The 15,028-nt window shown below is 54.2% G+C and carries 14 protein-coding genes; 10 read left to right on the top strand and 4 right to left on the bottom strand.

All coding sequences use genetic code 11. The features are described 5' to 3' along the window. Positions 1–282: 282 nt before the first annotated feature. The 10 genes from hisI to U5L07_07310 all read left to right on the top strand — a co-directional run bounded on the left by hisI (position 283) and on the right by U5L07_07310 (position 7,275). The gene (hisI, locus tag U5L07_07355; GenBank protein ID MDZ7831553.1) at positions 283–660 is read left to right on the top strand and encodes a phosphoribosyl-AMP cyclohydrolase; all 378 of its coding nucleotides are present in this window, start codon (positions 283–285) and stop codon (positions 658–660) included. Further along, the gene (hisG, locus tag U5L07_07350) at positions 657–1,532 is read left to right on the top strand and encodes an ATP phosphoribosyltransferase (protein ID MDZ7831552.1); all 876 of its coding nucleotides are present in this window, start codon (positions 657–659) and stop codon (positions 1,530–1,532) included. The genes hisI and hisG overlap by 4 nt, the downstream gene beginning before the upstream one ends. Next, positions 1,532–2,143 carry a ribosome biogenesis GTP-binding protein YihA/YsxC gene (gene yihA / locus U5L07_07345; GenBank protein MDZ7831551.1) on the top strand — a complete coding sequence of 204 codons (612 nt, stop codon included), beginning with the start codon at positions 1,532–1,534 and terminating at the stop codon, positions 2,141–2,143. The genes hisG and yihA overlap by 1 nt, the downstream gene beginning before the upstream one ends. Before the next feature lie 75 nt (positions 2,144–2,218). Then, entirely contained in the window at positions 2,219–3,130 is a 912-nt protein-coding gene (gene era / locus U5L07_07340) for a GTPase Era (protein ID MDZ7831550.1), read from the top strand. 57 nt (positions 3,131–3,187) lie between these two features. Continuing rightward, complete coding sequence (locus tag U5L07_07335) at positions 3,188–3,460, top strand: HNH endonuclease (GenBank protein MDZ7831549.1); 273 nt, start codon at positions 3,188–3,190, stop codon at positions 3,458–3,460. Positions 3,461–3,610: 150 nt separating this feature from the next. Next, entirely contained in the window at positions 3,611–4,456 is an 846-nt protein-coding gene (locus U5L07_07330; protein MDZ7831548.1) for an ATP-binding protein, read from the top strand. A gap of 41 nt (positions 4,457–4,497) precedes the next feature. Then, on the top strand, positions 4,498–5,367 hold the full coding sequence (locus tag U5L07_07325; GenBank protein ID MDZ7831547.1) for an ATP-binding protein: 870 nt from the start codon (positions 4,498–4,500) through the stop codon (positions 5,365–5,367). A gap of 124 nt (positions 5,368–5,491) precedes the next feature. Continuing rightward, positions 5,492–5,857 (top strand): NifB/NifX family molybdenum-iron cluster-binding protein, encoded by a 366-nt coding sequence (locus U5L07_07320; protein MDZ7831546.1) that lies wholly within the window; start codon positions 5,492–5,494, stop codon positions 5,855–5,857. Positions 5,858–5,879: 22 nt separating this feature from the next. Beyond that, a complete protein-coding gene (locus U5L07_07315) occupies positions 5,880–6,212 on the top strand; it encodes a NifB/NifX family molybdenum-iron cluster-binding protein (protein MDZ7831545.1) in 333 nt (110 codons plus the stop codon). A 67-nt stretch (positions 6,213–6,279) separates the two neighbouring features. Beyond that, positions 6,280–7,275 carry an MBL fold metallo-hydrolase gene (locus U5L07_07310; protein ID MDZ7831544.1) on the top strand — a complete coding sequence of 332 codons (996 nt, stop codon included), beginning with the start codon at positions 6,280–6,282 and terminating at the stop codon, positions 7,273–7,275. A 56-nt stretch (positions 7,276–7,331) separates the two neighbouring features. Here the strand turns inward: U5L07_07310 and U5L07_07305 are convergent, their stop codons facing one another. From U5L07_07305 to U5L07_07290, 4 genes are all read right to left on the bottom strand, one after another. Further along, complete coding sequence (locus U5L07_07305) at positions 7,332–8,576, bottom strand: 2-hydroxyacyl-CoA dehydratase family protein (GenBank protein ID MDZ7831543.1); 1,245 nt, start codon at positions 8,574–8,576, stop codon at positions 7,332–7,334. A 311-nt stretch (positions 8,577–8,887) separates the two neighbouring features. Then, positions 8,888–9,988 (bottom strand): 2-hydroxyacyl-CoA dehydratase family protein, encoded by a 1,101-nt coding sequence (locus U5L07_07300; GenBank protein ID MDZ7831542.1) that lies wholly within the window; start codon positions 9,986–9,988, stop codon positions 8,888–8,890. Positions 9,989–10,069: 81 nt separating this feature from the next. Further along, a complete protein-coding gene (locus U5L07_07295; protein MDZ7831541.1) occupies positions 10,070–11,602 on the bottom strand; it encodes a SagB/ThcOx family dehydrogenase in 1,533 nt (510 codons plus the stop codon). 162 nt (positions 11,603–11,764) lie between these two features. Then, positions 11,765–14,836 (bottom strand): AsmA-like C-terminal region-containing protein, encoded by a 3,072-nt coding sequence (locus U5L07_07290; GenBank protein MDZ7831540.1) that lies wholly within the window; start codon positions 14,834–14,836, stop codon positions 11,765–11,767. Positions 14,837–15,028 lie beyond the last annotated feature (192 nt).

The raw sequence follows: 15,028 nt of genomic DNA, 5'->3' as shown, positions 1-15,028 counted from the left end.
AATCTTTCGTCATTCAGGCAATGTAGAGAACATGCCGGAATGCGCCGCATTGATTAATCATTGACTAAAATATGGCCTGTCTTAATCTGAGTAATATAAGGGGCGACCGTTAGCTTGTCAAGAAAGGAGAGCACCCACATCCCGCCCGGGTACGCCATAGGCGATTTCAAAAAAATCACCTGAAAAAAATCACCTGAAAAAAAAAATTTGACATATATCCATAATTCGATAAAATTATTTGATTAATTTTAGATTGAGATGCCATTCTTAGAGAGGGTTTATATGATATCACTTGATTTTTCTAAAATGGGCGGGCTGGCACCGGCCATTGTGCAGGATTACGACACCGGCGAGGTTCTGATGCTTGCCTTTATGAATCAGGCCGCCTGGGAGGCCACCCTCGAGACCGGCAAGGCCACCTACTACAGCCGGTCCCGGGATAAACTGTGGGTCAAGGGCGAGAGCTCCGGCCATGTCCAGCAGGTTAAAGAGGTCCGGGTGGACTGTGATAACGACACGATTCTTTTAAAGGTTGAGCAGCTGGGCGGGGCGGCCTGCCATCTGGGCTATAAAAGCTGTTTTTTCAGCAAAGTCAGCAATGGCGAACTTGAAACCACTGAAAACCGGGTATTCGACCCCGACGAGGTATATAAAAAATGAGCGAACAACTAAAACTCGGCATCCCCAAAGGCAGTCTGCAGAACGCCACGCTTGAACTGTTCAAACGCTCGGGCTGGAAAATTTCCGTGAACGGGCGCAGCTATTTTCCGGAAATAAACGACGGGGATATCAACTGTGCGCTCTGCCGCGCCCAGGAAATGTCCATTAACGTGGAAAACGGCACCCTGGATGCGGGGCTTACCGGCAAAGACTGGATTGCGGAGAATGAGTCCGATGTCCATGTGGTGGCAGACCTGGTCTATTCCAAAGTCAGCGCCCGGCCGGCCCGCTGGGTGGTGGCCGTGGCCTATGACTCCCCGGTTAAGACGATTGAGGACCTCAAGGGGAAAAAAATTTCCACCGAGCTCTTAAACTACACCAAGCGCTATTTTGCGGAAAAGAGCATTGACGTTAACGTGGAATTTTCCTGGGGCGCCACAGAAGCCAAAGTGGTCTCCGGCCTGGCGGACGCGATTGTGGAAATCACTGAGACCGAGAGCACCATAAAAGCCCACGGTCTGCGCGTAATCCACGAAATGATGCAGACCAACACCCAGTTCATCGCAAACCACGAAGCCTGGAAAAAACCGGAAAAACGGGAAAAGATCGAGCAGATCGTGATGCTTTTAAAAGGCGCGCTGGTGGCTGAGAAACTGGTGGGCATCAAAATGAATGTGCCCGAAGCCCAGCTTGAAACGATTGTCTCCCTGCTGCCCAGCCTGAATGCGCCCACCGTGGCCTCGCTGTACCATACCAACTGGTTTTCTGTTGAAACCGTGATCAGCTCGGACAAGGTCAGGGATCTGATACCGGCATTACTCAAAAACGGGGCGGAAGGCATTATTGAGTATCCGTTGAATAAAGTGATTTGATGCAGGTCAAATCCGCAGATTTTATTAAAAGTGCGGTCAAACCGGATCAATACCCGCCTGAAGGCCCGCCGGAAATCGCTTTCGCGGGCCGCTCCAATGTGGGCAAATCCTCGCTGATAAACACCCTGTTAAACCGCAAAAACCTGGTCAAAACCAGTTCCACCCCGGGCCGGACCCAGCTGCTCAATTTTTTTGATATTAACGGCAATACCGTGTTCGTCGATCTGCCCGGATACGGCTATGCCAAGGTACCGACGCGAATCAAAAAAAACTGGGGGCCGATGGTGGAAAAATTCCTGGCTACTCGGAAAACCCTGAAAGGCGTGGTGCTGATTTTAGATATCCGGCGCACCCCGCAGGCCGGGGAAAGTGATTTCATCGACTGGCTGCTGGATAACCGCATACCAGTCATTCTGGTGCTGACCAAGGCGGATAAGCTGGCTAAAAACAAGCGCATCAAGCAGATGCAGGCCATCGCCGGGGAGCTGGGCATTACCCCGGACGATTTGATCTGTTTTTCCGCCAAAACCCGCATGGGCTTAAGCGACGTATGGGCGGCCATTGACCATCTGCTGGCGGAGGAATCATTGCCCTCGGATGCCGGCGGGTAGCATCTATTGTTGGGTTTCGGGCCTCAACCCAACCTACAGACTGAAACCCGAAACCTTTTAACCGAGTAAACGTTCATGTCAGACCCAGCATCGACATATCAGGATTTTAAATCCGGCTTTATCGCCATCACCGGTGCGCCGAACGTGGGCAAATCCACGCTTTTGAACACCATGATCGGCAAAAAAGTCTCCATCACGTCGGAAAAGCCCCAGACCACGAGAAACCGCATCGCCGGCATCGCCCACCGCGAAGGCGCCCAGCTGATTTTTCTCGACACGCCCGGCATTCATCTGACCCACAAGACATTCAACCAGAAAATGGTGGACGTGGCCTTTTCCGCCATTAATGATGTGGATCTGCTGCTGTTGGTGGCGGATGCGGCCAAGCCGGACAAAAAATCGGAAAACATGATTCTGGAGCGGCTGCAGCAAAGCCGAAAACGGCCGGTAGTGCTGGCGCTGAACAAAATAGACCGGGTGAAAAAGCCGGATCTCTTGCCGCTGATTGACAAATGGCAGCAGAGCTATCCGTTTGAGGCCATTTACCCGGTTTCCGCCAAAGAAGGCACCCAGGTCCAAGACATGCTGGCCGCCCTGGAAAAGCTGCTCCCCGAGGGGCCGCCCTATTATCCGCCGGACATGGTGACCGATGTGCCGGAGGAATTTATCCTGTCCGAGATTATCCGGGAAAAGGCATTTCAGCTGACCGAAGAGGAAGTCCCTTTTTCCACGGCGGTCTCCATTGATATGATTGAAGAAGATGAAGAGACCGATCTGGTCTATGTATATGCCAAGATCCATGTGGAGCGCGATTCCCAGAAAAAAATCCTCATCGGCAAACACGGCAGCAAAATCCGGGAGATCGGCAAGGCCGCCCGGCTGGAGATGAAAAGGCTGATGGGAATGCCGGTTTATCTTAAACTTTTTATCCGGGTGGATAAAAACTGGAGCCGGGATGCACGGGCCATGCGCCGGCTGGGATACTGATGATTGTTTCGTACCATCCTTATACCTAATACCCACCACCCAACGACTTTTTTTAATATGAGCAAATTCGACCACTTAGATGAAGACGCGCATATCCGGCGTGAAAAGAACAAGGCCCGGGAACTTCGTAATACCCAGTGGTGGAAACGACAGTGCGCCAAAGGCGTCTGTCACTACTGCGGCCACGAATTTGCGCCCAAAGAGCTGACCATGGACCACCTGGTCCCCCTTTCCCGCGGCGGCAAATCCACCAAGGGCAATGTAGTGCCCTGCTGCAAGGACTGCAATACCCGGAAAAAAATGAAACTGCCCATGGAGTGGGACGACTAATTTTTTGCGACGCCCCTAATTTTAGTCCTTGACATCCCCCTGCCGAAACCTTATTTTTATCATTAAAATTGAGCATATGCTCAGAAGCTCTTTCTCAACCCAAAGAAATTTCAACAGATCTATATGATCCATATAATAAGGAGAGTTCCTATGGTAATCGCTGTTGCCAGCGGCAAAGGCGGAACCGGGAAAACCACGATTGCGACCAATCTCGCCGCATCTTTAGATGGCAACGTCCGGTACCTCGACTGCGATGTGGAAGAACCGAACGCCCATATATTTTTGAAGCCGACCGATGTTGAAAGTGAAACCGTAACCCTGCCCATACCAGAGGTAGACCAGTCCAAATGCGACCTTTGCGGCATATGTGACGAACTCTGCCAGTTCTCCGCCATCACGCTGATGGGCGACTATATCATGACCTTTCCGGAGATGTGTCATGGCTGCAAAGGCTGCATGATGGCCTGCCCCACCGGCGCCATCAGCGAGGCCAAGCGCGAGCTGGGGGTCATGGAAAAGGGCCGGTCCGGCCACATTGATTTCTACCACGGATCGCTCCGGGTGGGTGAGGCCATGTCTCCGCCGCTGATCGAACGGGTCAAGGAACAGATCAGCCCTGAGGCGTTAAATATCATTGACGCCCCGCCCGGCACTTCCTGCCCGGTGATTGCGGCCATCAAGGCGGCGGATTATCTGCTTCTGGTTACCGAGCCCACGCCATTCGGGCTAAACGATCTGAAGCTGGCTGTTGAAACCGCCCGGTTGATGAAAATTCCCTTCGGCATCGTCATTAACCGCTCAGATGTGGGCGATGGCCGCACGGCTGAATATGCGGCAGCGGAAAACATCCCCATTCTGATGGAAATCCCGGATAAGCGGGAAATCGCTGAGGCTTACTCAAACGGCATTTTAATGGTTGAGGCCCTGCCGGAGATGAAGGAAAAATTCCAGGCGCTTTATCAAAATGTGCGGGAGCGGATCATTGAAGCAGAATAATTGATATTGGAATTTTCAAATAAAAGAGATTTTTGATAGATATGAAAGAGTTAACGATTATCAGCGGAAAAGGCGGAACCGGCAAGACGAGCCTGACGGCCTCATTTGCCGCGCTGGCGGAAAACAAAGTGATGGTGGATGCGGACGTGGATGCCGCGGACATGCATCTCATACTAACCCCCTCGGTCAAGCATGAAGAGGATTTCAAAGGCGGCCATTATGCCGTCATCAGAAAGGATCTGTGCACGGAATGCGGGGAATGCCGGGAACGCTGCCAGTACGGCGCCATCAGCGAAGACTACGTCATTGATAAAATCGACTGTGAGGGCTGCAGGGTATGCGTTCACTTCTGTCCGGTGGATGCCATTGAATTTCCGCAGCGGACCTGCGGCAAATGGTACATCTCAGATACCCGGCACGGCCCCATGATCCATGCCAAACTGGGGATTGCCGAGGAAAACTCCGGCCTGCTGGTCTCCCTTCTGCGCCAGAAGGCCAGGGAAATGGCAAAAGAGCGGGGCCTGGATAAAATTATTGTTGACGGCCCGCCGGGGATCGGCTGCCCGGTGATCGCCTCAGTAGCCAACTCCAACGGTGTTCTGATCATCACCGAACCCACGCTCTCCGGCACCCATGATATGGAACGTGTCCACCAGCTGTCGGAATTCCTGAACGTGCCGACCATGCTCTGCATCAACAAATACGATTTAAACCCCGGGATCAGTGAAAAAATGCAGGCCTACGCCAAAACCCATAATATTGTATTTGTCGGTGCCATCCCCTATGATCAGGATATGACCAAAGCCATGGTCGAGCAGAAGGCCCTGGTGGAATATTCGGACGGCGCCGCGGCCCGGGCGGTTAAATCCATATGGGGAGAGGTCTCTGATGTCGTTTTCCCAAAGAAATGACGATGACCCCAAAATCCAGTTTGCGGCGTTCGGCAAACCCCTGACAGATGATCAATTTAGCAAGCTGACCATGGATTTTTCCAAATAATCCCATGAAAATATTAAGGAGGTTAAAGCATACCCGATGAAAATCGCTGTGACATCAAATGGTAAAGATTTAAGCGCTGATGTGGACCCCCGATTCGGCCGGGCCGCCAATTTTATTATTGTGGACCCGGATTCGATGGAATACAAGGCGGTGGAGAACACCCAGAATATGAGCCTGCCGCAGGGCGCCGGGATTCAGGCCGGCAAAACCGTTGTTGAAAACAAGGTAGATGTGGTACTGACCGGCAACTGCGGGCCCAAGGCTTTCAAAGTGCTCGAAGCGGCGGGTGTCAAAGTCGTCGTCAATGTCAGCGGCACGGTGGAAGAAGTGGTAAAACAGTTTAAAAACGATGAATTCGGCAGCTACGCCAAAACGCCCAATGTTAATGGACATTGGATGTAAAATCATAAGGAGGAAAAAAACAATGAAAATCGCCATACCCCTTGCCGAGGGCAAACTGGCCATGCATTTCGGACATTCCAAAGAGTTTGCGATTATCGAGGTCAATGACTCGGAGATCAAAAATAAGCAAATCCTTGAGCCGCCGCCGCATGAACCCGGTGTCCTGCCGAAATGGCTGAATGATCAAAACGTCGATGTGGTGCTTGCCGGCGGGATGGGCGGACGGGCCCTGCAGCTGTTCGCCCAGCACGGCATTAAGGTGCTGACCGGTGCGCCGGCGCTTTCGCCGGAAGAGCTCGTCTCCCAGTATATGGCAAACAGCCTGCAAACCGGGGATAACGTATGTGACCACTAGCCCTTGAGCTTCAAATCAAAGCGGGCGCACCTCAGGTGTGCCCGCTCTTTACTCCGGTGGAATCCCTATGCTTATTCTGTTCTATATACTCATCGGCCTGATCCTTTTAATCGCCGCCTTTATTGCGGCCAAAACCCTTCAGCTAAAATCCGGCAGAGAACGCGTCGACCAGGAAATCGCATCGGCAAAGCTCCATGAGCTAACGCCGTTCGGCAGTATTGAAACACTCTCGATCCTCCCGCTGGTCGATTTTTATGCCGCCCGGCCGGATCTTAAAACAGAGGCCGGCGTGTCCTATCTGATTTCTGCGGATGACACAAAAATTCTTCTGGATGTGGGGTTTAACGCCAAAAAAGAGGCCCCCTCGCCGCTTATGCACAATATGGAAGCACTCGGGGTGTCGCCGCAGGACCTGGACATGATTTTTATCAGCCATGCCCATCTGGATCATTTGGGCGGCATGGCGGATCAGAAACAGAAGACCTTCAGTTTTTCCCGATCTGCGGTGGATGTACCGGAGATTCCGGCTTACACGCCGGTGGCCTTAACCCCCTCGGAACGAAATCCCAAGCCCATCCCCCATGTGGTCAGCGAACCGACCGTATTGAAGCCGGGCATCGCAAGTATCGGCCCGATTCCCCGGTTTCTGTTTTTAATGGGCTACACCCCGGAGCATGCGCTTGCCGTCAATATGGCCGGCAAGGGGATTGTGCTCATCATCGGATGCGGCCATCAAACCATTGAGCGAATTATTGACAGGGCCCAGGCCCTGTTCACTGAGCCGATTTATGCCGTTATCGGCGGGCTCCATTACCCCGTGCACGGCGGCCGGATCAAACTCGGGCCGATAAACATCCAGCGCATTATGGGCTCAGATAAACCCCCGTGGAAAGGCATTTGCGAGGCGGATGTCAGAAGCGCCATCTCCGCGATCCAGCGCGTATCCCCGGCGCTGGTCTCCCTTTCGCCCCATGACAGTTCAGACTGGACCATCGATCAATTCCGGCAGGCCTTCGGCGAGCGCTACGTGGATCTTAAGGCGGGAGAAGAAATCCGGATTTAGATCCCATAAGATCTGCCGGATTTAAGGCAGATGCAGTTAAATTGGAAATCCCGGGCTTACGCCGCCCGTTTGGCGTCTATCATCTCAAGCAATGCCTCAAGCCGGGTAAAGGTGCTTTCCTTGCTGTATTTCCGGACATCGGCATGATCCACGTCAATCATAACCGATGGGATACCCAACTCTTCGGTCATGATTTGCTGCTGGTCCATCTGGGTCACCGAGTAGGGTTTGCATGAGCGGTTGCTGGCAAAAACGATCCCATCGATCTGTAACTCTTTAACCGCCTCGCGCATGGCCTGGCTCCGCAGATTCATGCCATGAGGGCAGACATAGCTGTTCTGGGTGCGGGCCAGATAGTGCAGCGGATCATCGTCATCACATTGATACAAATCAAAACTCCCCTCAACGGTGCCGATGCAGAAGGTATAGGTGGCGCCGATGATATTGGCTCCGAATTCCGCAAGGCTGGCAGACATGTCGCGGAGCTGGTGCCATGGCGCGATATTGTCCCAGAACAGGCGGTAGCGCTCGTTCGGCACCGGAAAGTCCCCGGCCTGGACCCGCGCCTCGGTCTCATCGGCGAGCAGCTCATAGTGGGCTTCAAATGCCGGCGTGCCCCGCATGATCAGAAACGGGGCCATCTGCACGAAGGAATCAAATGCGGTGATCCCGGAAGGCCGGTGCCGGGCATAGCTTAAAAACCGCTTCCAATGGGCAATCCCCCGATGGGTATGGCCCATGGCCTGGTGCACCTTTTCCCGGTCAAAGGTCTGGCCGGAAAGCCTTTCAATGGTTTGAATCAAATCATTGAACTGCCGGATGATATAATTCCGGTTCTTTTCCTTCTGCGGCGTGTAGCAGAAGGGCACATCCAGGATAAAATGGGGCACGCCCCACTCCCGGTGATGCACGTCAAACCACTTGGCAAGAAGCGCGCAGTTATTGGTGTTGGATACCAAAAGGTCCGGCTTTGGCAGGCCAAACGCGGGGGAGTCCTTGCCGCCGTCCGCGGCACAGCCGATATCGATCCGCGCATATGAGCAAAGATCCATGGAATAGCCGATCCGCTCGGCCTTTTCACATTGAATCGCGCCCACGCCCTTTCCGGCGTTCATGGCCGCATGGCTTTCCGGCACAGCGCAGACCACATTTTCAAACCCGGAGAAGAGTTCCGCCGGCACATTGATGGCAATCCATACCACAAACGCCCCCTGGGCGGCCCGGGTGTGAAGATCCATATAGCTGTCCCGCATAATTTTGCTCAAATGCGTGCCTGCGTCGGTTTTACGTGCGTCTGACATAGGGGCTCCGTGAAATGGGTATTAGGTGTTGGGTGTTGGGTGTTGGGTGTTGGGTGTTAGGTATTGGCTATTGGATTTTAGTCATTTGTTGGGTTTCGTTCCTCAACCCAACCTACGAATATCAACAATTTAAAGTTATTCCAATGCATTCCGCTACTGTCATTCCGAGGAACGATAGTGACGAGGAATCTTATTTTAAAGATTTCTCGCTGCCGCTCGAAATGACAGTATGTAAAGATTTTGGGTAACTTTTTGATTGAGTTACTGCATAAATGCCCTCTCAGCGGCATCCGTCGCTTTTTGCGACGCTATCAGTCATTATTCAGCATTTCGGCAAAGGCCTCAATCCGGGCGGTCTGCTGGGCGGTCTGGGCATCATCGCCGATCGCCGCTTCGATCATGAGCGTCTGAATCCCCTGCTCCCGCAACTTTTTTTCCAGATAGGGAAACTCAAAATACTCATACTCGCAAAATTTTTCGCCCACAAACACCACGCCCGCTGCCCCGGTTTTCCGGCACCTCTCCAGCAGGGCGGAAAGGCGGCGGTCTCCGGTATAAAGCAGCGTGGGGCAGGGATAATGATTGGTGTAGAAATCCCGGTAATAGGCCGCCGGATCGGTGGCAGCGGCCGGCATGGCCGCGTATGTCCGGTGCAGCGAAGCGATGTCATTTCCCGCGATCCGCAAACCGGACGCCTCGATGGCAGATATCAGCGAATCCGGCGGCGGAAGGATACCGCTTACAATAATTCCCGGTTTATCCGAATTCGCTTCATTAAGGGCCTGTTTGCCCAGCCATCCGGCCAGTCTATCAGGCTGATGCATCCCCGGCGCGGCCCAGGCAAGGTGCAGGGTTTTGGCAAAAAACTGAAAATCAAGTCTTCCCTGCGCCACCGCATCTTCCGCGTCCAGGGTAATCCCGCGGCGCTTTTCCAGATGATCGATGCTTTTTTTAAACGCATCTGTGCTGAAATTCCGGCCAAATTCGTTTTCAAGATCCGCAATCAGGCCATTGATTTCATTTTCCAGATACTCGCCGGCATCGGTTTGATGCGGCGGGGTCATGGGCACATGGATATGAAAAAACGGCACCCGCCGGCCGGCCTGATTCAAGTTTCTTTGGATAATTTCCGGGAGATTGCGCAGCGTATCGCAGGCATTGTACATAAACAGCCCATCCACCAGACCGCCCGCCTCGGAGAACAGAAACTCGGTCATGTGCCGGGCCACCGAGCAGGTGTAATTCTGGAGATGCCTGTCGCTTTGCGGGGTTTGATCGAAATCGCCCCTAAATCCCCAGAGCACCGCCGGCATCAAATCCAGGCTGTGAAAAAGCGCCAGGGGCGGATACAAAGGAAAGCACCCGATGACCGGCCGGCCCGCTTTTTTTAATTCCTTTAGATGGTCAATCATATATGCTTTCGCTTCCCTGTCCTTGGCGATACATACCAATCGCGCCGCATTTTGACAAAGAATTATCCTTGCCCCCGAACTTCAGAAAGCCCCACCGGATTTGGTCTGCCCCACAGCCAGTAAATACAGCATATCCGAGGCCTCAGTCAGGCCCAGAAGCTGCCGGGCCTCCCCGTCGTAAAACGCCCCGATGCCGCAGCATCCCATGCCAAGGGCGGTAGCCCCGAGATACAGGAGATGCCCCAGCCGGCCGGCGCCGATCATGGCATACCGGTACCCCCGGGCCCCGAATGCCTGGTCCAAGCCTTCCAGATTGGTCATTAATACGAAATGTGCCGCGGCATTGGCAAGCCATGCCTGATTTAAACATATGGCGGTCATATTCCCCCGTTTATCCCCCGTATAGACCCGGCCCAATTGCCGCTTTTCCATGTCCAACAGATAAAACCCCGGAGCCATTCCCGACACATTCCCCACGAGGCATCCACAGACGATTTGCGCGGCGCCATCCGGCTGATTTTGAACAGCCCTGCCCCTGGCCCCGCTCACAAGGTTGAGCAAATAGGCGAACTGGGCCGCTGTCATGGGGTCTTTGACAAAGTTTCGCCGGGAGCGCCGCCGCAGCGAAGCTTCCGCATAATCCATTACCGGGGCCCCGGCAATCTGATCATCAGAGGCGATGGCTGTTAGCGGTGTCCAGTCATCTGCAGTCAGGCCCAACACTTCAGCCGGGTCGGCCGTTGATGGGCCGCGATCCGTCAATTTACGGCCGGCCCGATGAATATCCAGAATGGCTTCGTATTCGATCTCTTTTTCAGATACCCGGCTGGCTTCGGCAAATGTTTCCGGCAGCGGGTCAATGCGGGGCTCGGCTGCGGCGCCTGAATCGGTATCTGTAACCGGAATTTTCAGGCCGCCGAGACATCCCTCCCGATCCGGGTTCACCCCCAGGAGTTGATCCGCTGCCAAATCATCAAATGCCAGCTCCAGCCGCGCCGGAAACCCGGCCGCTGATATGGCCAGCCGCAAATTCTCGATCAGGTGCCCGGCATCCATTAAAACATAGCGATACGCCCGGCTGCGATATTTCCACGCGCTTCTGAAAAAGATGCCGGAAACCAGAAACCGAGCGGCGGGAGTTTCATCCTTCGACCCAAACGCCTGCTCAAAGACGCGGGCAAAATCGCCGGTGCGAAGGGGCGCTAATTTGCGATGCTGGAAACCGAAATGATAGACCCCCGCATCCAACTCCGATGAACCCGGCCAGATCAGGTAGAGCTCATTGGGGTAAAGGGCGCCGGCAGAGGGCGCACTGCGAAAGCAAAAATCACCGCCCGGCTGCCGGGCCTTGGCGGTTAGTCCGCAGGCCAGGGTAAAAACCCGGGCAAGCGCCGCCGCACCCGGAAGCACCGCGGCCGGTTTTTCCGCCGCATTTTGGCAGGCCTCGATCAGGGGCATTCGGTAAATATCGGAAGCTTCGGGCAGGGAAACCGTGGTGACCCCCGGATAATTTTTAAACTGGGCAGGCTGACTGGCCCAGTCCAGATAATGCGGGGACATGTTATACCGGTCATAACCGGTAAACCGATGATAGGATTTGACGGTATGGGACATAAAAACCTCCCAGTAAAATAAACGAATCATATCGATTAGGGATGGCAAAGTCATAAGTTCAAGTTCAAGGCGCGCAAATCCCGAGGAATGCAGCGTACTTGCTCGTACGTGAAATTCCGAGGGATGCAGCGCAACGCAGAAATTGGACTTATGAGGAAGCCATCAGTTGCCACCCGGCGGTGCCGGGGTAAACCGCTCCAGCAGGGAAAACATTTTCCGGATCGGACTGGTCAGCGGGCTTGAGAGGGTGTCGACTTTATAATCCCCGAAGGTGCCCTTGACCCGGGCCTGCAGTACAAGCCGCCGCAAATAATCCACCGTATAATGTTTGGCCCAGTTAAGCAAAGGGATCTGATCCAGGATGCCCTCCTGCTTGGCCACGGTGACGATCAGATCGATGGGCATTTGTTTCAGGCTGCCGGCTGAATCCAGGGAGATCTCGCCCTCCATATGGGCGGGGACCGAGCCGCCGGAGAAAAGCAGATCCCGGATCGCGAGCCGTCCCTCATCGATGCGAAAGTCCCCGTAAGCATCGGTCACCGGGCTTTGCCGCGGAAGCTTCAAATCCAGCACGTTAAACACCGAAACCAGCACAGGGAAGCTGTAAAGCCGGCCCCGGCCGATTTTTATGGTGCCCTCGCCCGAGAATGTCCCGGGGTTTAGACCACGGCCGCTCATCTCTATATCCCCGCGCATCACGCCGGACGGCGCCTTCCGGCCCTCTACACCGAATGCCCCCACCAGGCTTTCCAGATCCAAATGCGCCATGTGCGCTTGGGTCTGCCATGATCCGGCAGTCGTATCGATCCGGGTCTCCTTAAAATTCAATTTGCCGCCGTAAGCCCCAACCACCAACTCCGGGATGTCAAGCATACGATCTTTATAGGCAAAATCTGCGGACACCCGCTCCGCGTCCAGGTTGCCGTAGGAGAGGCCATCCAGTTCCATCACCCCCGAAATTTCAAATTCCTGCCAGTTCGGGGCGCTAACCGTTACTCGGGCGGTGCCGCTGGCGTTGATCCTGGTCGCTTTTGGCTGCATTTCCACATGATGCATCAACATGGTCATGTTACCGGAAAACGGCTTGTCCTTAAGGCCGATCCCCTGAAGCTCGCCCTTTACTTCGCACTGTCCGGCCAGGCCCAGCTCCTTCAGGCCGATATCAAACGGCAGGCGGTCATAAAGTTTTTCATCAAGGGAAATATTTTCCGATTCCATGCGAAAATAAGCGTTTTCCGAGTCCTCAGAAAAGGGAACCCGGCCGCTGCCCCGCAGACCGATACCATATACATCCCCGATCAGACTGGAAAAGTGCACACCTTCCCTATCAAGCATCAAATGGCCGCTGATGTTTTCCGCCAGTTTGCCGGCTTCCGGATGGTGAAGCACCCCATCCCGCATATCGACCTGCACCCGCATATTATCCAGAAATTCGGCGGCGCCGGTCCCGGAAGGCCACCACTGCTTGGCCCGCATTTCAATGTCAAACCTTCCGCCGGCGCGCCAGTTTTTCAGCTCAAGCCCGGCCCATTCCAGAACCTGATTATTTACCGGCAGATAGCGCCCCAAGATCGAAAAATTTAAATAGGGGGACTTCCGGCCAAATACCAGGGTGCCGGAGCCAGCCAAAGGGCTCCCGTTGAATTTGGCCCGCACATTGTCAAAGACCACCCGCCTGGCCTCTGATGTCCACCTCACATCCAGATGCGGATCGGTCAGTTGAATGGGCAGATCCGGAAGTTCTGCCTGACGCGCCGCAATCGAGAGATCCACCTTGGTATGACCGGGCTGCAATGCGATTAAGCCGTCAATTTCCGAGCCCTTAAAGCCCGCCTTGTCGATGACATTGCGGACCCCCGCCGGCAGCCGGGACACCACATGGGAAGTCTCAGTGACATCCGCCAGGCGTAATTCCAATGCCGGATTTTTAATTTTACCCCCGATAAACTGACAGGACCCGGCCGCCTCCGCGCGCCCGCCGAGCACCCGGGCCCGGGCCTGGCGAATCACGATACGGCCGGGTGCGGAAAGACTGACATTGGCATCCAATTCGGAAAAATCGGTTTCATACGCCGGCATACTGCCGGAAACGCCGGTCAGCATAAAATCACCGGAATAGCTTAAATCATCGCCCGGCTGCCACCGCAAATAGACTCCGCCCGTGGCTTTGCCGCCGTCCAATTGGGGCCGGTAATGCTCCGGCAAAAACGCCAAAAGCCTTTCATCGGCGATTACCGGCACATCAATGCCGCTCACGCTGGCCCGAAGCCAGGCACACGTCAGAGATTGATTCTCAAACCGGAGGCCTGCCGCCGGAATCTCAACCCCCCCCTGGGCGCAGTTAATCGCTCCATCCCGAATAGCCACCGTGTTATCCGTGACGCTCAGTTTGGCAAATCCGTTTTCAAATTCAAACGGAACCCCCGGATACCGGGCGGAAAGCCCGGATACCGTAATCTCTCCGTTTAAATCCGGCCGGCGGCCCTCGGACGCCAGGTGTATGGCGAGGGTGCCGGACAGAATCCCGGCCATCTCCAGTTTTTCCGGTTCAAAAACGGCCTTTTCTGATTCAACCGCCGGCAGGGCGGACAAATCAAAGCCGTGAAGGGTAAAGCGGGTGTTGATCTCACCGCTCTCCGGCATCACCTCAAAGCCCATGCGTACGCGGTTTTTTCCGAATTCAAAACGCGATGTGCCCGTCACCTTCTTTCCGCCGGCCTCGGGCCAGACGGAAAAATTTAAATTGTTGATCTGAACCGGCCGCGTAAAGACAGGCCATTGCAGTTTGAGACGTCCGTTTTTTATATCGATTTCCGGCTTTGGCCTTGACGGGTCAGGCGGCTCGATTCCGGAGAGCCAATCCACATATTCCGGCGCCATACGGGCATTTAATTTTTCAACGATCACCCGGGTGGGCCGGTATTTACCACGGAGCAAGGACAGCCATGAATGCCGGATCCGGATGTCCGTAAGTGCCAGCGGGGCTTCTGCCCCGGGTTTACCCCTGATTTCCGCAGGCGAAAGCGCCAATTCTTCAATATGGACACCGGATAAAAGGCTGAAATCAACCCCCCGCATCCGGACATCGGCGTTCAGCCGCTCGCCCATGGCTTTTTCAATCCGGGGCGTCAAAAAGCCCGGCGCAGTAAGGCCAAAATAAAGCCCTACGCCGCTGACTACGATCAATAGAATAATAACAACTGCTATCAGCGCCCAGGTCTTTTTCCGCATCATGCAATGCCCTTAAAAATAATATCCAAATTCGATTTTGTTATGATATAGACAGGTTGATTATTCAAACCAGATACCATCTACATCATAATTCCCCATAGCCGTTTTTTAAAGGAGAATTCCCATATTAAAGAAGACCGATGCGATTTTTACGGCGACTGCCTGGTCAAATGCCAATGGATTGAAGCAGACGGG

This window comes from Desulfobacterales bacterium, assembly GCA_034520365.1.
Taxonomy (GTDB): Bacteria; Desulfobacterota; Desulfobacteria; order Desulfobacterales; family Desulfosalsimonadaceae; genus M55B175.
Note: the sequence above shows the minus strand (reverse complement) of the source record. Positions and strands in the feature narration are given on the sequence as shown.

Coding starts and splice junctions, on each gene's coding strand:
- hisI (MDZ7831553.1), top strand. CDS start 283: ATGATATCACTTGATTTTTCTAAAATGGGCGGGCTGGCACCGGCCATT.
- hisG (MDZ7831552.1), top strand. CDS start 657: ATGAGCGAACAACTAAAACTCGGCATCCCCAAAGGCAGTCTGCAGAAC.
- yihA (MDZ7831551.1), top strand. CDS start 1,532: ATGCAGGTCAAATCCGCAGATTTTATTAAAAGTGCGGTCAAACCGGAT.
- era (MDZ7831550.1), top strand. CDS start 2,219: ATGTCAGACCCAGCATCGACATATCAGGATTTTAAATCCGGCTTTATC.
- U5L07_07335 (MDZ7831549.1), top strand. CDS start 3,188: ATGAGCAAATTCGACCACTTAGATGAAGACGCGCATATCCGGCGTGAA.
- U5L07_07330 (MDZ7831548.1), top strand. CDS start 3,611: ATGGTAATCGCTGTTGCCAGCGGCAAAGGCGGAACCGGGAAAACCACG.
- U5L07_07325 (MDZ7831547.1), top strand. CDS start 4,498: ATGAAAGAGTTAACGATTATCAGCGGAAAAGGCGGAACCGGCAAGACG.
- U5L07_07320 (MDZ7831546.1), top strand. CDS start 5,492: ATGAAAATCGCTGTGACATCAAATGGTAAAGATTTAAGCGCTGATGTG.
- U5L07_07315 (MDZ7831545.1), top strand. CDS start 5,880: ATGAAAATCGCCATACCCCTTGCCGAGGGCAAACTGGCCATGCATTTC.
- U5L07_07310 (MDZ7831544.1), top strand. CDS start 6,280: ATGCTTATTCTGTTCTATATACTCATCGGCCTGATCCTTTTAATCGCC.
- U5L07_07305 (MDZ7831543.1), bottom strand. CDS start 8,576: ATGTCAGACGCACGTAAAACCGACGCAGGCACGCATTTGAGCAAAATT.
- U5L07_07300 (MDZ7831542.1), bottom strand. CDS start 9,988: ATGATTGACCATCTAAAGGAATTAAAAAAAGCGGGCCGGCCGGTCATC.
- U5L07_07295 (MDZ7831541.1), bottom strand. CDS start 11,602: ATGTCCCATACCGTCAAATCCTATCATCGGTTTACCGGTTATGACCGG.
- U5L07_07290 (MDZ7831540.1), bottom strand. CDS start 14,836: ATGATGCGGAAAAAGACCTGGGCGCTGATAGCAGTTGTTATTATTCTA.